The sequence below is a fragment of the Zwartia lucis genome (genome assembly GCF_965234455.1).
Classification (GTDB): Bacteria; Pseudomonadota; Gammaproteobacteria; order Burkholderiales; family Burkholderiaceae_B; genus Zwartia; species Zwartia lucis.
Genome location: NZ_OZ248474.1, coordinates 631824 through 648491, shown reverse-complemented (window position 1 = coordinate 648491; position 16668 = coordinate 631824). Strand labels below are relative to the sequence as shown.

Below are 16668 nucleotides of genomic sequence, written 5' to 3'. Positions count from 1 at the left end.
TTATTCTTGTTCGGCGTAAGCCTCTACGGGCAAACAAGAACAGACTAAATTGCGATCACCCCAAGCATTGTCCACGCGACCCACAGGTGGCCAGTACTTGCTGTCCCGCAAACTTTCGACTGGGTAAGCCGCCTGCTGACGTGGGTAGTCGTGGTGCCACTCTTCGGCCAACAACATCTTGGCAGTGTGCGGCGCATTTTTCAGTACGTTATCGCTCTTGTCGCGCTCACCACGTTCGACTTGAGCGATTTCCTTGCGAATCGAAATCATGGCGTCGATGAAACGATCCAACTCAGCCAAGCCTTCTGACTCAGTGGGTTCGACCATCAACGTGCCCGCAACCGGAAAACTCATGGTCGGTGCATGGAAACCATAATCCATCAAGCGTTTTGCGATGTCTTCGGCTGAAATGCCAGAGATTTCTTTGAGTGGATTGATATCCAGAATGCACTCATGCGCGACACGATCATTGCGACCCGTGTACAACACGGGGAAATGACCCTCCAAGCGACGCGCCACATAGTTGGCGCTCAAAATCGCCACCTCGGTTGCACGGCGTAAGCCTTGGGCGCCCATCAAGGAGATGTAGACGAAAGGAATCGGCAAAATACTCGCGGAACCGAAAGGCGCAGCGGATACGGGTCCGACAGGCATACCATTGGCCATCACGCCTTTTTCATTGACCACACCAGGCAAAAATGGTGCGAGGTGCGCACGCACGCCCACAGGACCCACACCCGGTCCGCCGCCGCCATGCGGAATGCAGAAGGTTTTATGCAGATTCAAGTGGGACACATCCGAGCCAAACTTACCTGGCTGCGCCACGCCGACCATTGCGTTCATGTTGGCGCCATCCATATACACCTGGCCGCCCGCTTCATGAATGAGATCGCAAATCGTTGTGATGGACTCCTCGAACACGCCATGGGTGGAAGGATAGGTCACCATCAAGGCGGCCAAGCGATCACCCACCTTGGCGATTTTGGCCTTGAGATCCTCAAGATCCACGTTACCGTGCGCATCCGAACCCACCACGACGACATCCATGCCCACCATATTGGCGGACGCAGGGTTCGTGCCGTGTGCCGACGAAGGAATCAAGCAGACGTCGCGCTGATGCTGACCATTGGCGCGATGATACGCACGAATCGCAAGCAATCCTGCGTACTCTCCTTGCGCGCCAGAGTTAGGCTGCAGACTGATCGCATCGTAACCAGTGATTTCGCAGAGGTCCTTGGACAAGCGCTCAATCATGGTCTGATAGCCGCGCGTCTGGTCTGCAGGAGCAAAAGGATGCATCGCCGCAAACTCTGGCCACGTCACCGGAATCATCTCCACAGTCGCGTTGAGCTTCATCGTGCATGAACCCAGTGGGATCATCGTGCGATCGAGCGCCAAATCCTTGTCGGACAGCTTGCGCAAGTAGCGCAGCATATCCGTCTCGGACTGAATGCTTGAAAAAACAGGATGACTGAGAATGGCTTGCTTGCGCTGAACAGCCGCAGGGATGCCTGGCAAGCCCTTGACCTCGGTCGACAAGGTGGGCGCTGTCTTGCCAGTTGCACTGGCAAAGACGCCGAGCAGCTGACCAAGATCCTCAAGCGTCACAGTTTCGTCCAAGGATATGCTGAGCTGAGTTGCACTGACGCTGCGCAGGTTGATGCGCGCCGCACGTGCGGCCTTCAATACAGCGTCGGTCTGCGCGCCCGTTTCGAGCAACAAGGTATCAAAGAACGTATCGTTGACCACCTTGAACCCAAGCGCCGTGAGTGTCTGCTTAAGAACGGTCGTTGACTGGTGCACACGCGTGGCAATCGCCTTAATGCCTTTTGGACCATGCCACAAGGCATACATGCTAGACATCACCGCCAACAAAACCTGTGCAGTACAAATGTTCGACGTGGCTTTCTCACGACGGATGTGTTGCTCACGGGTCTGGAGTGCCAAACGCAAGGCCCGATTGCCCTGAGCGTCTTTGGAGATCCCCACGAGACGTCCTGGCATGTTGCGCTTGAAGGCATCCTTGCACGCCATAAAGCCAGCATGAGGACCACCAAAACCAAAGGGCACGCCAAAACGTTGCGCGGAGCCGATCGCAATGTCTGCACCCCAGTGACCGGGCGGCTCAAGCAGCGCCAAGGCCAACAAATCCGTCGCACAAGCAACCACGCCGCCCTGCGCATGCACTTGCTCGGCGAGCGCGCGATAGTCCGCGACTGCGCCCAGAGAATGGGGGTATTGCACAAGCAAACCGAAACAAGCTGGCACGCCCTTGGACTCATCACCCACAACCACGTCAATATCTAAACCATCCGCACGCGTGCGGATCACTTCGATGGTCTGAGGATGACAATGCTGTGAAACAAAAAAAACTTTACTTTGCGCAGTCGAAGCGCGACGCGCAAGCGTCATTGCCTCGGCAGCGGCCGTGCCCTCATCAAGCAAAGACGCGTTTGAAATATCCAGTCCAGTGAGATCCGCGATCATGGTCTGATAGTTCAGAATCGCCTCCAAGCGCCCCTGGGCGATCTCAGGCTGATAAGGCGTATAGGCGGTGTACCACGCTGGATTCTCGAGAATATTGCGCAACACCACATTGGGGGTGAGGGTGCCGTAATAGCCCTGTCCGATGTAGTTGCGAAACACTTGATTATCTGCGGCGATTTTACGCATCTCAGCCAATACGTCGGCCTCGGAGCGTGCGCCTGGCAAATCAAGCTCACGAGACATATGGATATTGGCGGGGACAACTTCGCGCATCAGCGTGGCGAGATCCGCCGCACCGATCGCTGCGAGCATTTTTTTCTGATCATCCTCGCTCGGACCAATGTGGCGAGGGATAAATTCGTTCGAGGTATTCAGCACTTGTGACATGGTCTTTGCCTTAGCTTGCGTCAGCGACAGCCTGATAGCCTGCTGCATCGAGCAAACCATCAACATCTGCGGGGTTGTTTGCCTTGATCTTGAAGATCCAGGTGCCATAGGGACTTGCGTTAATGCTTTCAGGCGCGTCATTGAGCGCCTCGTTGAAACCGACGATCTCACCCGCGACCGGTGCATAGATATCTGAGGCGGCTTTGACAGACTCCACAACGCCTGCGGTGGCGCCAGCTGCGAGTTTGGTGCCGACTTTGACATCACCGACAAAGACCAAGTCGCCAAGCTGCTCTTGTGCGGGACCGGTAATGCCGACGATCATGACATCGCCTTCGGCTTTGATCCATTCGTGTGTTGTTGCGTATTTACGATCGCTAGGAATGCTCATGAAAGTCTCCAGAAATTTATAAAAGAATAGGGCAACAAAGAATGTGGTTTAAGTGAATAGGGTCTAAGTGGATAGGATTTAAGCGTGTGCGAGAACTTGCCCGTTGCGAACAAAAGGTAGCTTGCAGACCTCGGCGGGCACCCACCTGCCGCGGATATCAATTTCAACCTGATCGCCCACCGCAACACCTTGGGGAAGTCGACCAAAGCCGACTGACACGCCCATGGTCGGGGACATCGTACCGCTCGTGACCTCGCCCATGCCCTTGGCAGTGCGCACTGTCATATGGGCTCGCATGACACCACGGTCCAAAAGCTTCAGACCAATAAAGGCCCGCGGATCGGAATACTGTTCGATGGCCTCTCGGCCAATAAAGCGACGCTTTGTATCTTTGAGCGAGACCGTCCAGGTCAAGCCCGCCTGATTGGGATGAATCAACTCATCCATATCCTGGCCATATAAATTCATGCCCGCCTCGAGACGCAGGGTATCGCGTGCGCCTAAACCACAGGGTGCGACGCTCTGTGCGGTCAAATCCTTCCAGAGCTGTTCAACCTCAGTGGCTGGCACGACAATTTCAAAACCATCTTCGCCGGTGTAGCCTGTGCGCGCCACCATGGTGTCGCCAGGAAACTGCGCACCTGAAAACACACCGAGGTTTTCTGTCGCTTGTCGCCAGGCGGGTCGCGTCGCCCAGACTTTTTCACGTGCACTCGGCCCCTGCACCGCGACCATTGCGAGGTCGCGCCTAGGGGTGACAGTCACTTGAAATCGACCAGAGGCCACAACGCGTTGCATCCAGGCAATATCTTTGTCAGCCGTGCCGGCATTGACAACCAGACGCCACTGTGTGGGCGTGAAAAAATAAACGATCAAATCGTCAATCACACCGCCTTGCGGGTTCAACATACAGGAATAAAGAGCCTTGCCTGACTGCGTAAGCTTTGCCACATCATTGGCAATCAACTTGCGCAAAAAAAGTGTCGCGTCCGGGCCGATGACATCGACATTGAGCATGTGCGAGACATCGAACATGCCGGCGTCACGTCGAACGGCATGATGCTCCTCGATCTGTGATCCGTAATTGACAGGCATGTCCCAACCGCCGAAATCAACCATCCGCGCGCCTGCGGCAACGTGCACGTTGGCAAGAGGGGTGCGCTTTAATTCAGCAGACATAAAAAACTCCGGCAGAGAAATAAGACAGCAGAAAGGTGCGGTATCCGAATCTCATGCGCTGCGCGCACGAGACTTGACTGGCGATCCGCCCCTCTGTCCTTTTGCCTGAGAGTTGCCCCGCAATATCGCAGGTGTGCACCTTCGGCGCCCGTGGTGACCCATTTCAATGGGCCGCGGGTCTCTCCAGAGTGTTGTGCTGAAAGATTTCTGTGGAAAGCTTTCAATTCATATTGCGGTATGGGGGGCCTGAGCGATTCTGGGCGAATTGCGCCTTCGGCGGCAAACGGAGCCTAGATAGAACTCCTATGCGCTCTCCCGCAATATGCGTTCACAGCTTTGTGAGCATACCGCGAAAATAGAGCCTTCGACAAGCCAATCCCTATTTTGACTGGGCTGATCATTCAGGGGGATTAGAGGCTACGTCCGCAGGCGACGCCAGACGCCCATGCCCACTGAAAGTTATAGCCTCCCAGCCAGCCAGTCACGTCGACCGTTTCGCCAATGAAATGAAGGCCAGGAACGGTTCGCGCCTGCATACTGCGTTGATCCAGGCCCTTGGTATCCACCCCTCCGCGCATGACCTCGGCTTTTTTATAGCCCGCCGTACCATTCGGTATAAGCGACCACGCCTGAATCCGCTGTGCCAAGTCCTTGAGCACACGATCCGGCGCATCGGCTAGACGGAGTGTGGCCTGTTCGCCCAACCACTGCTCGGCCAAACGCTTAGGCCAGAGCGAGGACAGCAAAGTACCGAGTTGCTGCTTACCCCCGACCTTGGCCTCAACGAGCCTGCCGGATAAGTCTTGACCTGGCGCCAAGTCGAGCACAATCGCCTCGCCTGGCTGCCAGTAACTCGAAATTTGCAAAATACCCGGACCTGACAGTCCCCGGTGGGTAAACAGCACATCCTCGAGAAATTGCTGGGCACGTCGACCGGGTCCCGCGCTCACGGTGGCCTGCAATGCAACACCCGCCAGTGCACCAAAGGGCGTCCAAGTATCCGCATCGAACGTCAATGGCACGAGCGCTGGTCGCGGCTCGACGACTTTGAGCCCGAACTGACGGGCAAGTTTTAAACCAAAGTCTGTCGCGCCAAGCTGTGGAATCGCAAGACCTCCTGTTGCGATGACCAGGTTATTGGCTTGAATCGTCCCGCCGGAGGTTTGCACAGAAAAAAGAGGCGCCCCTATCGTATCGACGCGAGAGACCTCTTTGACCTCGCAAGGCATGCGCCACTGCACCCCCCCTTGATTGCATTCAACGCGCAACAACTCGATAATGTCTTCGCTGCTGTGGTCACAAAAAAGCTGACCTTTGTGTTTCTCGTGCCAGGCGATCCCGTGGCGGCGCATCAGCTCGAGAAAGTCCTGCGGCGTGTAGCCCGCCAGAGCTGATTTGCAAAAATGGGGGTTGGCGGAAATAAAATTTTCCGGACCGACTTGTTTGTTGGTGAAGTTACAGCGCCCGCCCCCTGAAATCCTGATTTTTTCGGCCAACACCGTCGCATGCTCAATCAGCACGACCGTACGCCCACGCTGGGCGGCGACCGCGGCACACATCATACCGGCGGCACCCGCGCCGATCACCGCGACATCAAACTGCTCCATGCGCGACGCTCAGCATTGTTGTTGAATCTTTAGCATTGCGCTTCGATCAGACAGTCGACGTAATAACGCTTTTCTCCATCAGGCAGGACATCCTCGCCCAAACCGTGAATATACGTTTCAAACGATGGAAACATTTGATTGAACTCGCGCGCGAACTGCAGATATTGCACAATAGTTTTATTAAAGCGCTCGCCAGGAATCAGCAGTGGAATACCGGGAGGATAGGGAGTCAACAACACCCCCGTGACACGCCCTTCGAGTTGATCGATGGAAACACGCTCAACCTCGCGGTGCGCCATTCTCGCAAAAGCATCCGAGGGCTTGAGCGCGGGCACCATATCGCTCAAATACATCTCAGTCGTGAGGCGTGCGACATCATGCTTGCGATATTGCTCATGAATTTGTTGGCACAAATCACGCAGACCCATCCGCTCATAGCGACGATTCGTCTTACAAAAATCGGGCAAGATGCGCCACATAGGCTGATTACGATCGTAGTCATCCTTGAATTGCTGCAAAGCAGTCAGCAAGGTATTCCAACGGCCTTTGGTAATGCCGATGGTGAACATAATGAAAAAGGAGTAGAGGCCTGTTTTTTCAACCACCACGCCATGCTCTGTCAGATATTTGGAGACGAGGGCGGCAGGAATACCGGTCTCGCCAAAACTGCCGGACATATCCAGTCCGGGCGTCACAATGGTCGCCTTGATCGGGTCGAGCATGTTGAAGCCTTCGGCAAGGTCGCCAAAGCCGTGCCAATGGTCGTTGGCCTTGAGTATCCAGTCGGACTGCTCGCCCACACCGTGTGCAGCTAGATAATCTGGGCCCCACACCGTGAACCACCAGTCATCATCACCATACTCGAGATCCACTTTGCGCATCGCACGACGGAAATCGAGCGCTTCGCGAATGCTTTCCTCGACCAATGCCGTGCCACCCGGGGCTTCCATCATGGCGGCCGCCACGTCACAGGACGCAATGATGGCGTACTGAGGCGAAGTCGACATATGCATCAAGTAGGCTTCATTAAAAATATTGCGATCAAGCTTGCGGCTCTCGGGCTCTTGGACGATGATCTGAGAGGCCTGTGAAATCCCGGCTAACAGTTTGTGGGTCGAGTGCGTCGCAAACACCATGGCTTTGGGACTGCGTGGACGACCGGCGCCGATCGCATGCATATCCTGATAAAAGCTATGGAAGGCGGCATGGGGCAACCAAGCCTCATCAAAGTGCAGCGTATCGACGAAGTTGCCAAGTTTGGCCTTGATCGTTTCTACGTTGTAAATCACTCCGTCATACGTACTTTGCGTCAACGTCAAAATACGCGGGTTCTTATCTTTGACATTACGCGCAAAAGGATTGGCATCGATTTTTTTCTGGATGCTTTCGGGCTCGAACTCCTCGAGAGGAATCGGACCAATGATGCCCATGTGGTTACGCGTGGGACGTAAAAAAACCGGGATTGCGCCCGTCATCGTAATCGCGTGCAAAATGGACTTGTGACAGTTGCGATCCACCACCACAATATCATCGGCCGCCACGTTGGCATGCCAGACAACCTTGTTCGAGGTCGAGGTGCCGTTTGTCACGAAATAACAGTGGTCGGCATTAAAAATCCGCGCTGCGTTGAGCTCAGACTCGGCGATGGGGCCGGTATGATCAAGTAGCTGCCCGAGTTCGTCCACGGCGTTGCAAACGTCAGCACGCAACATATTTTCACCAAAAAATTGGTGAAACATTTGACCAACCGGACTCTTTAGAAAGGCGACACCGCCCGAATGTCCGGGACAGTGCCAGGAGTATGAGCCATCCTGTGCGTAATTGACCAGCTCGCGAAAAAACGGTGGCGCCAAGCTATCGACATAGCTGCGCGCTTCACGAATGATGTGTCGCGCCACAAACTCCGGCGTGTCCTCGAACATGTGAATGAAGCCATGCAATTCGCGCAAAATATCGTTCGGGATGTGTTCCGCCGTGCGCGTTTCTCCGTACAGATAAATTGGGATATCTGCGTTGCGAAAGCGCAATTCGCCAATAAAGACACGGAGGTTTTTAATGGCGCCGGCGACATCCTCCGGCGAGTCGACGTCGAATTCCTCATCATCGATGGAGAGGATAAACGCGCTTGCTCGACTTTGCTGCTGGGCGAAGGAGCTCAGATCGCCATAGCTGGTGACCCCGATCACTTCCATGCCTTCGGCTTCGATCGCCGTTGCGAGCGCCCGAACCCCTAGACCCGAGGCGTTCTCAGAGCGATAGTCCTCGTCGATGATAAAAATAGGAAAGCGAAATTTCATCCTGAGGACTCCGCAGAGGATAAGTAGGAAAATTAAGAATATTTACCACAGGCTCAAGACATACGCATGTCAGATAAGCGGCGCCAAACAATCAAGTACGTGGCAAAGTGACGCCACGCTGCCCTTGGTACTTGCCGCCTCGGTCTTTGTAAGAGGTCGAGCAAATTTCATCACTTTCAAAAAACAACATTTGCGCGCAACCCTCGCCTGCATAAATTTTTGCAGGCAACGGTGTGGTGTTTGAAAACTCGAGCGTGACATGACCTTCCCACTCGGGTTCCAGAGGCGTGACATTGACAATGATCCCGCAGCGCGCGTAGGTGCTCTTGCCAAGGCAAATCGTCAGGACACTGCGGGGAATCCGAAAATACTCAACCGTGCGCGCGAGCGCAAAGGAGTTGGGGGGGATGATACAAATATCACCCTTGAAATCAACGAAGGACTTTTCGTCGAAATTTTTCGGATCGACAATGGTTGAATTGATGTTCGTGAAAATTTTAAATTCGTTAGCGCAGCGCACATCGTAGCCGTAGCTGCTCGTGCCATAGCTCACGATACGGCCTGATTCGTTCGAACGCACCTGGCCAGGCTCGAAGGGTTCGATCATTCCGTCGGTTTGTGCCACGCGGCGGATCCAGTTGTCGCTTTTGATGCTCATTGCCCAAGCGCCTCAAAATTTAAAGTCAAGAGCGCGAATTTTACCCCCTGTCCGGCCCCTTAGGCGCACACAAGGGGCGAGAGAGTGAAAATCAAGTTCGCTGAACCGAAATCACGCCAAACTTGTCACTCAGATCCTTGGGCAAAGCGGCAACCTTGGCGGCCATTCTGGAGGCAATCTCGCCATACAGCTTCGCGGCCTCGCTGGTGGGCGCCGAGAGCACGGTTGGGCGACCGGCATCCGCATCGACGCGGATCGCCATCGCCAAAGGCAGAGCCCCCAACCATGCCACCTTGTATTGCTCCGCCATGCGTTGTCCACCGCCCTCGCCAAAGATATGCTCAGCATGGCCACACTGACTGCAGATGTGAATCGCCATATTTTCAATCACACCCAGCACCGGCACATTGACCTTTTCAAACATCCGCAGACCTTTGCGGGCATCTAAAAGCGCCAAATCCTGTGGCGTTGTCACAATAACGGCGCCAACCACAGGTACTTTTTGTGACAGTGTCAATGCGATATCACCCGTACCGGGAGGCATATCGACGATCAAATAGTCCAGATTGTCCCAGTTGGTGGAACGCAACAACTGCTCGAGAGCTTGCGTGACCATTGGTCCGCGCCAAATTGCCGGATTGTCCTCACTGATCATAAAACCAATGGAGTTGGCCTGAATACCATGTCCCACCACCGGGCTCATAGTTTTGCCATCCGCGCTGTCCGGGCGCTGGGAAACGCCCAACAAAGTCGGCACGCTAGGACCGTAAATATCCGCGTCCAGCAGTCCCACCCGCGCACCTTCCGCCTGCAAGGCCAAGGCAAGATTGACAGCGGTCGTACTCTTGCCGACTCCGCCCTTGCCAGAAGCAACTGCGATGATGTTGCGCACCCCTGGAACCAGCGCCACACCGGGCTGCACCGCATGGGCGATGACTTTTGTAGACATCGTGACTTCGGCCTGGGGCATACCTGCGGCCTTGAGCGCCTCTAGCAAAGCCTGGCGCATCGTCTCAAGCCGGCTCGCGGCGGGATAGCCCAACACCACCTGGATGCTAACGCGCCCCTCGGAGATTTGGATCTGAGAATCCTTGACGGCACTACTTAGTGACACACTTGTCACTGGATCGCGTACATGCTCAAGCACTGCACGCACGTCTACTAGCGCTACACTCATTGAAATTCCTCTGCTATCTTTGTATTTATTCGAACCACGGTGTCATTATGATTGAACTTCTTCGCCGCATTATCCGCTTTGCCGTGGTCATCGTGGTGGCTTTCATCGGTTTAGTGATGGCACTCATCCTGACTTTTTCCACCATCATCGCGATTGTCTTTTTGCTGGTGATTTCCCGCTTACGCGGCAAACCTTTCGAAGTCAAAGAATACTGGATGGCACGCCGAACGGGTCGCAAGTCCACTTCGACACAGGGTTCTTTAAGCTCAAAAGACGTCACGGACGTTGATTCACGCGATATTCGCTAAGCCGCCCACTGCTTTAAAATGATTGACTTGCTCTCTTAATGTCCACCTAAGCCCCTATCACTCATGTCCCGAACCATTTTTGTCACGACTGCGCTGCCCTACGCCAACGGCTCCTTTCATATCGGCCACATCATGGAGTACATCCAGGCGGACATCTGGGTGCGCTCGATGCGTATGGCCGGACATACCGTGCACTTTGTCGGCGCGGACGATACGCATGGCGCCCCCATCATGCTCAAAGCCGAGTCCGAGGACATTACGCCTCAACAACTCGTGGCCCGCATCGCGGCTGAGCGTCCACAGTATCTGCAGGGCTTTCACATCGAGTTCGATCATTGGCACTCGACCGATTCGCCAGAAAACGTCGAACTCTCACAGAGCATTTATCGCAAGCTGCGCGAAGCAGGACTGATTGAGACCCGCGAAATCGAGCAATTTTATGATCCGGTCAAAGGTATGTTTTTGCCCGATCGCTACATCAAAGGCGAGTGCCCGAAGTGTCACGCCAAGGACCAATACGGTGACTCGTGTGAGGCCTGCGGCGCAGTCTATGCGCCCACCGACCTGATCGACCCCTACTCGACACTCACGCAGGCGCGGCCCATCCTCAAAACCTCGGAGCATTTTTTCTTTAAACTCTCCGACCCGCGCTGCGTGCAGTTTTTACAAGACTGGACAACAGGCAGCAATGCCCAAGGTCACAAACACCTCCAAGCCGAAGTACTCGCCAAAACCCGCGAATGGCTTGGTCATGGAGAAGGTGACGACCAAGTCAACTTGGGCGACTGGGACATCTCACGAGACGCACCCTATTTCGGGATTGAAATCCCTGATGCCCCAGGCAAATATTTTTATGTCTGGCTTGATGCGCCTGTCGGTTATCTCGCCTCGCTCAAGGCTTACTGCGCCAAACTCGGCATCGATTTTGAAACGCTACTGACACCCGGCAACGCGACTGAGCAAGTGCACTTTATTGGAAAAGATATCGTTTATTTCCATGCACTGTTCTGGCCCGCCATGCTGAAATTCGCTGGCCGCAAAACACCTGACCAGCTCAATGTGCACGGATTTATCACCGTCAGCGGTGAAAAAATGTCCAAGAGTCGCGGCACGGGCATTTCGCCGCTCCGTTACCTGCAACTCGGTATGAACGCCGAGTGGATGCGTTATTACATCGCAGCCAAACTCAATGCCCGCGTCGAAGACATCGACTTCAATCCCGATGACTTCGTGGCGCGCGTCAACAGCGACCTGGTCGGTAAATACATCAACATCGCCAGCCGTGCGGCCAATTTCATCAGCAAGTATTTTGATGGTCAACTCGCCTACCCCGGTGATGCTTCTGCGCTATCCGCTCACTGGTCACAGGCCGCCGAAGCTGTTCGCGGCGACCTCGAAACACGCGAGTATGGTCGCGCGATTCGTGAAATCATGGCGCATGCCGACCAGATCAATCAGGCCTTTGATGCGGCACAACCTTGGCTCATCGCCAAAGGTCTGGCTGACGCAGATCCTGCACAACGCGCTGCCCTTCAGCACATTTGCTCGACTGCGCTTGCAGGGTTTAAGGCGCTAACTGTCATGCTCACACCGATCTTGCCCGTGCTGGCGCAGCGCGTCGCGCAAGAGCTCTTCGGCTTGTCGCGCAGCTTTCTCTGGTCAGACGCCGGTGCGCTACCCGCACACATCAGCCCTTTTAAACACCTGATGCAACGTGTTGAGCCCACGATGCTGGATGCTTTGTTTGAACTGCCTGCTGAATCTTCTCCCACAACCGCGGACGTCTCAGACGGGCAAATCCCAGGCAGTGAGCCCATTGCGGCCACCATCACGATCGAAGACTTCTTAAAGATCGATATGCGGGTCGCACGTATTGTCGATTGCGCGCGCGTCGAGGGCTCGACGAAATTGCTTCAACTCACGCTCGATCTGGGCGAAGGACGCCATCGCAATATTTTTTCAGGGATTCAGTCGGCATACCAGCCCGAGCAACTCAAAGGTCGCCTGACGGTTGTCGTGGCCAATCTTGCGCCGAGAAAGATGAAGTTTGGCGTCTCTGAGGGCATGGTGCTTTCCGCGAGTCACTTTGACCCCAAGGCACAACCGGGGATTTACGTTCTAGATCCTGAGTCAGGCGCACAGCCTGGCATGCGGATCCGCTGATTGACGTGAATAGATCTTAGGTCAAGGGTTGCGGCTGGAGCGTCGAGTCAACCGTGCGGCGCTCGTCAAACACAAAACAGTTGCCTTGGTAACCAACCCCACCCGTTTGCTCGAAATATTTGAGAATGCCACCGTCAAGCTGGTAGACGTTTTCAATGCCCACCTCGCCCATAAAAATCGCGGCTTTTTCGCACCGGATACCGCCTGTGCAAAAACTGATGATCGTTTTCCCAGCGAGCTCGTCTTTGTGATCGAGTACAGCTTGAGGAAACTCGGTGAACTTGGTGAGCTGCCAATTGATCGCGCCAACGAAAGTCCCTGCATCGACTTCGAAATCATTGCGCGTATCCAACAACACAACCGGACGTCCCGTATCGTCACGACCCTGCGTGATCCAGCGCGCGGCTGTCTGCGCATCGACCGCAGGGGCCCGCCCTGCCTCGGGGCGAATCGTTGGGTGGTTCATGCGGATAATCTCGCGCTTGATTTTAATCAGCATTTTCTTGAAAGGCAGGTCCGGAGAAACGCTGTACTTGACCTCTAGGTCGGCAAAAGCAGGGTCCTGACGTAACCAGACTAAAAACTGCTCGATGTTTTCCTGGATGCCGGCCAAAAATAGATTGATACCCTCGGGCGTCAATAAGATCGTTCCTTTGAGCGTCTGCGCTTGGGTTTGCTCGAGCAGAACAAGACGGCGCTGCTCGAGATTTTCAAGGGAAACAAACTTATAGGCGGCAATATTGAAAATTTGTGTCATCGGTATCGATCGAGTGATGGGGCCATACAAGGTCCACACTCGAAATTATACCCACTACAATATTGGCATGAATATCGTTCTCAATGGCCAACCCAAGACCCTCTCCGGTCCCCTTTCTGTCTCGGCGCTCATCGATACGCTCGGCTACACGGGCAAACGTATCGCTGTCGAACGCAATGGCGAAATCGTACCCAAAAGTACCTATGCGAGCGTGCAGCTTGAGGCTGGCGATCGACTTGAAATTGTTGTTGCCGTCGGAGGCGGTTAAAGATGCATCCTCTTCATATTCGTAGTTTCGTCAACAGACGCAGCCACATGACCAAGGGCCAACAAGAAGCGCTCGACGCGTTTCTGAGCACATGGTCAATCGCCTATCGACCCAGCCCTCTGAATCTGAGCGAAGCGTTTGGCGCAGCCGCCCCCACGATCTTGGAGATCGGCTTTGGCATGGGTGAAACCACGGAGCAAATCGCACTCGCCAGGCCGCAGGATCACTTTCTGGGTGTCGAGGTGTTTAATGCGGGCGTGGGTGCCATGCTCAAACGCATCGAAGCCTCGAGCCTCACCAATGTGCGCCTGATTCAGCATGATGCGGTCGAGGTTCTGCGCGACATGATCCTGCCTGAAACGCTGGCGGGCGTGCATATTTATTTTCCGGATCCTTGGCCGAAAAAACGCCACCACAAACGTCGTTTGATTCAACCGCCTTTGATTGCGCTATTGGCCAGCAGGATGGCGCCAGGCGCCTACATCCACTGCGCGACAGATTGGGAACATTATGCCCATCAGATGCTGGACGTCCTGTCAGGGGAGAAAACGCTATCGAACACAGGCGAAGGCTTCGCGCCCAGACCTGACTATCGTCCGTTAACCAAGTTTGAAAACCGCGGCCTGCGTCTGGGTCACGGAGTCTGGGATCTGATTTTTAAAAAGACCGGCGACTAAAGGCCAAAACCGCCTAACGGCCAAAACCACCCTGCTTGCCAAGACCTTTCATCCCACCCATGGCGCGCATCATCTTGGCCATACCGCCTTTTTTCATTTGCTTCATCATGCCCTGCATTTGTTCAAACTGATTGAGCATGCGATTGACTTCTTGGACGGGCACGCCGGCACCCGCAGCGATGCGACGCTTGCGGGAGGCTTTGAGCAAATCGGGCTTGGCTCGCTCAAGGGGCGTCATGGAGTTCAAAATACCCTCGGTACGTCGCAATTGCTTTTCTGCCTGACCGCCTTGAAGCTGGCCTGCCGCTTGGGCAAACTGGGCGGGTAGCTTTTCAAGAAGCGACCCCATATCACCCATCTTTTTAACTTGCGAGAGTTGATCGCGAAAATCGTTGAGATCGAACTTGTCGCCGGATTTAATCTTGGCGGCGAGCTTTTGCGCCTCGGCGACGTCGATATTTTTCTGCGCTTGCTCCACGAGCGACACGATATCGCCCATGCCCAAGACCCGTTGGGCCATGCGCTCTGGATGGAAAGGCTCGAGGCCATCGAGCTTTTCCGATACGCCTACAAACTTGAGTGGCTTGCCCGTCACGTGCCGCACGGATAAGGCGGCACCGCCACGGGCGTCACCATCAAGCTTTGTTAACACCACTCCCGTCAGAGGCAAGGCCTCGCCAAAGGCGCGTGCGGTATTGACCGCATCCTGACCCTGCATGGCGTCCACGACAAACAAGGTTTCAATAGGCTTGAGGAAATCATGCAACGCGCGAATCTCACGCATCATGGCCTCATCAATACCCAAGCGACCAGCCGTGTCGACAATCAGCACATCAAAATGATGACGGCGGGCGTAATCGACTGCATTGCGGGCGATCTCCTCAGGCTTTTGCGTAATATCAGAGGCAATCCATTCGACGCCGACTTGCTCAGCAACCGTCTTAAGCTGTTCAATCGCAGCGGGACGATAGACGTCGGCACTGACCACGGCGACTTTCTTTTTACCCGTCTTGCGTCCGTGTTGTACATGGTTGCCCTCGGCGAGCCACCGTGCAAGCTTGCCGGTCGTAGTGGTTTTGCCCGCACCCTGCAAACCGGCCATCAAAATAATCGCGGGCGGCTGCATGGCCAGTGACAACTCACTCGCCTCGACCCCCAAATCACCACCCATCAGTGCGGTCAGCTCACGGTGCACTACACCGACAAGCGCCTGCCCGGGCGACAAGCTACCAACCACCTCCTCGCCCAACGCTTTTTCCTTGACCCGCGCGACAAAATCACGCACAACAGGTAAGGAAACATCGGCCTCCAGCAACGCAAGGCGAACCTCGCGAAGCATGTCCTGAGTATTGGTTTCGGTGAGACGTGCTTCGCCTCGCATCGTCTTGACGACACGGGATAGACGTTGGGTGAGATTTTCAAGCATGGTGACGGTTTCGCTTTACACTAGACATATGTCTTACGGTATTGTATTTCACTCCCTCGCTGCGGTGGCCTATGCTGCCCTCGCTTTCGGCCTTTTTCGCGCACTTTCGTCGGACGCACCGATCGTCAAGTCTGGCAGCCTTGCGCGTGCTGGACTTCTTTTCGCCATTATTTTGCACGGCATTGCCCTGCGTTATATGGTTCTCCAAGATGACAACCTGAGACTTGGTTGGGCGCTCGCCCTCTCCGCGGCCGTTTGGATCGGCATGCTGGTGTTCTGGCTGGAAAGCTTAGTGATCCCGGTCGACGGCTTACAACTCTTGCTTTTACCTGTCGGCGCAGCGGTTTGCCTGCTCGCGGCCTTATTCCCCCAGTCTAAAGTGATTGCTCACGCCCAAGATACAGGATTACAGATCCACTTGTTGATCGCTTTGTCCGCATACGCGCTGGTCACCATTGCGGCTTTGCAGGCCACGCTGATGTCGGGTCTCGATCGTAGACTTCATTTTCCTCGTCAAGACCGTCCCACCCCACCTGGCACGCTTCGTTTAGTCGTTGGACGCCTTCTGGATGCCCAGCCGCCGCTCCTGGCGCAAGAGCAGATTTTGTTTCGCTTGATCTGGATCGCCTTTGCCGCCCTGAGCTTTACCTTGATTTCGGGTGTCTTGATTTCGCTCTCCCTGTCCGGAAAGTGGTTGCCGTTCGATCACAAATCGATTTTTACATTGCTATCGTGGTTGACCTTTGGCATCCTCATTACTGGCCGATACCTACGCGGATGGCGAGGACGTACCGCTCTGCGCTATACGCTTGTCGGTTTTGCATTCGTGGTTTTGGCCTATACCGGCTCGCGCTTCGTCATCGAAGTTATCCTACAGAGACATTGA

13 protein-coding genes, 1 pseudogene and 2 riboswitches are annotated in these 16668 nt (G+C 54.8%); of the genes and pseudogenes, 5 read left to right on the top strand and 9 right to left on the bottom strand.

Going from position 1 to position 16668, the window contains the following annotated elements; all coding sequences use genetic code 11:
- From gcvP to apbC, 7 genes are all read right to left on the bottom strand, one after another.
- The gene (gene gcvP, locus AC8GE9_RS13900) at window positions 1–2874 is read right to left on the bottom strand and encodes an aminomethyl-transferring glycine dehydrogenase (RefSeq protein ID WP_506677730.1); all 2874 of its coding nucleotides are present in this window, start codon (window positions 2872–2874) and stop codon (window positions 1–3) included.
- A 10-nt stretch (window positions 2875–2884) separates the two neighbouring features.
- Window positions 2885–3265, bottom strand: a complete 381-nt coding sequence (gene gcvH / locus AC8GE9_RS13895; RefSeq protein WP_506677729.1) for a glycine cleavage system protein GcvH — start codon at window positions 3263–3265, stop codon at window positions 2885–2887.
- Window positions 3266–3343: 78 nt separating this feature from the next.
- On the bottom strand, window positions 3344–4444 hold the full coding sequence (gene gcvT / locus AC8GE9_RS13890) for a glycine cleavage system aminomethyltransferase GcvT (protein ID WP_506677728.1): 1101 nt from the start codon (window positions 4442–4444) through the stop codon (window positions 3344–3346).
- A gap of 83 nt (window positions 4445–4527) precedes the next feature.
- Window positions 4528–4641, bottom strand: a riboswitch (glycine riboswitch).
- Window positions 4642–4667: 26 nt separating this feature from the next.
- Window positions 4668–4772, bottom strand: a riboswitch (glycine riboswitch).
- A gap of 82 nt (window positions 4773–4854) precedes the next feature.
- Window positions 4855–6051, bottom strand: coding sequence for a BaiN/RdsA family NAD(P)/FAD-dependent oxidoreductase (locus AC8GE9_RS13885; RefSeq protein ID WP_506677727.1), 1197 nt, complete (start codon window positions 6049–6051; stop codon window positions 4855–4857).
- Window positions 6052–6080: 29 nt separating this feature from the next.
- A complete protein-coding gene (locus AC8GE9_RS13880) occupies window positions 6081–8348 on the bottom strand; it encodes an Orn/Lys/Arg family decarboxylase (protein WP_506677726.1) in 2268 nt (755 codons plus the stop codon).
- Between the two features lie 91 nt (window positions 8349–8439).
- Complete coding sequence (gene dcd, locus AC8GE9_RS13875; RefSeq protein ID WP_506677725.1) at window positions 8440–9006, bottom strand: dCTP deaminase; 567 nt, start codon at window positions 9004–9006, stop codon at window positions 8440–8442.
- A 91-nt stretch (window positions 9007–9097) separates the two neighbouring features.
- Window positions 9098–10183: an iron-sulfur cluster carrier protein ApbC gene (gene apbC / locus AC8GE9_RS13870; RefSeq protein WP_506677724.1), complete on the bottom strand. Its 1086-nt coding sequence runs from the start codon at window positions 10181–10183 to the stop codon at window positions 9098–9100.
- A 47-nt stretch (window positions 10184–10230) separates the two neighbouring features.
- On the opposite strand from apbC, the gene AC8GE9_RS13865 reads away from it, so the two are divergent.
- On the top strand, window positions 10231–10491 hold the full coding sequence (locus AC8GE9_RS13865; protein WP_506677723.1) for a hypothetical protein: 261 nt from the start codon (window positions 10231–10233) through the stop codon (window positions 10489–10491).
- 63 nt (window positions 10492–10554) lie between these two features.
- On the top strand, window positions 10555–12654 hold the full coding sequence (metG, locus tag AC8GE9_RS13860) for a methionine--tRNA ligase (protein ID WP_506677722.1): 2100 nt from the start codon (window positions 10555–10557) through the stop codon (window positions 12652–12654).
- Between the two features lie 16 nt (window positions 12655–12670).
- Here the strand turns inward: metG and AC8GE9_RS13855 are convergent, their stop codons facing one another.
- Window positions 12671–13411 carry a sulfurtransferase gene (locus AC8GE9_RS13855; RefSeq protein ID WP_506677721.1) on the bottom strand — a complete coding sequence of 247 codons (741 nt, stop codon included), beginning with the start codon at window positions 13409–13411 and terminating at the stop codon, window positions 12671–12673.
- A gap of 67 nt (window positions 13412–13478) precedes the next feature.
- On the opposite strand from AC8GE9_RS13855, the gene thiS reads away from it, so the two are divergent.
- Window positions 13479–13679 carry a sulfur carrier protein ThiS gene (gene thiS / locus AC8GE9_RS13850; protein ID WP_506677820.1) on the top strand — a complete coding sequence of 67 codons (201 nt, stop codon included), beginning with the start codon at window positions 13479–13481 and terminating at the stop codon, window positions 13677–13679.
- 14 nt (window positions 13680–13693) lie between these two features.
- Window positions 13694–14356 (top strand): annotated as a pseudogene (trmB, locus tag AC8GE9_RS13845) (tRNA (guanosine(46)-N7)-methyltransferase TrmB); the annotation flags it as partial.
- A 13-nt stretch (window positions 14357–14369) separates the two neighbouring features.
- Here the strand turns inward: trmB and ffh are convergent.
- A complete protein-coding gene (gene ffh / locus AC8GE9_RS13840; protein WP_506677720.1) occupies window positions 14370–15782 on the bottom strand; it encodes a signal recognition particle protein in 1413 nt (470 codons plus the stop codon).
- Window positions 15783–15810: 28 nt separating this feature from the next.
- On the opposite strand from ffh, the gene AC8GE9_RS13835 reads away from it, so the two are divergent.
- The gene (locus tag AC8GE9_RS13835; protein ID WP_506677719.1) at window positions 15811–16668 is read left to right on the top strand and encodes a cytochrome C assembly family protein; all 858 of its coding nucleotides are present in this window, start codon (window positions 15811–15813) and stop codon (window positions 16666–16668) included.

Excerpts from the sequence above, each read along its gene's own strand:
- gcvP (WP_506677730.1), bottom strand. The coding sequence starts at position 2,874 with ATGTCACAAGTGCTGAATACCTCGAACGAATTTATCCCTCGCCACATT.
- gcvH (WP_506677729.1), bottom strand. The coding sequence starts at position 3,265 with ATGAGCATTCCTAGCGATCGTAAATACGCAACAACACACGAATGGATC.
- gcvT (WP_506677728.1), bottom strand. The coding sequence starts at position 4,444 with ATGTCTGCTGAATTAAAGCGCACCCCTCTTGCCAACGTGCACGTTGCC.
- AC8GE9_RS13885 (WP_506677727.1), bottom strand. The coding sequence starts at position 6,051 with ATGGAGCAGTTTGATGTCGCGGTGATCGGCGCGGGTGCCGCCGGTATG.
- AC8GE9_RS13880 (WP_506677726.1), bottom strand. The coding sequence starts at position 8,348 with ATGAAATTTCGCTTTCCTATTTTTATCATCGACGAGGACTATCGCTCT.
- dcd (WP_506677725.1), bottom strand. The coding sequence starts at position 9,006 with ATGAGCATCAAAAGCGACAACTGGATCCGCCGCGTGGCACAAACCGAC.
- apbC (WP_506677724.1), bottom strand. The coding sequence starts at position 10,183 with ATGAGTGTAGCGCTAGTAGACGTGCGTGCAGTGCTTGAGCATGTACGC.
- AC8GE9_RS13865 (WP_506677723.1), top strand. The coding sequence starts at position 10,231 with ATGATTGAACTTCTTCGCCGCATTATCCGCTTTGCCGTGGTCATCGTG.
- metG (WP_506677722.1), top strand. The coding sequence starts at position 10,555 with ATGTCCCGAACCATTTTTGTCACGACTGCGCTGCCCTACGCCAACGGC.
- AC8GE9_RS13855 (WP_506677721.1), bottom strand. The coding sequence starts at position 13,411 with ATGACACAAATTTTCAATATTGCCGCCTATAAGTTTGTTTCCCTTGAA.
- thiS (WP_506677820.1), top strand. The coding sequence starts at position 13,479 with ATGAATATCGTTCTCAATGGCCAACCCAAGACCCTCTCCGGTCCCCTT.
- ffh (WP_506677720.1), bottom strand. The coding sequence starts at position 15,782 with ATGCTTGAAAATCTCACCCAACGTCTATCCCGTGTCGTCAAGACGATG.
- AC8GE9_RS13835 (WP_506677719.1), top strand. The coding sequence starts at position 15,811 with ATGTCTTACGGTATTGTATTTCACTCCCTCGCTGCGGTGGCCTATGCT.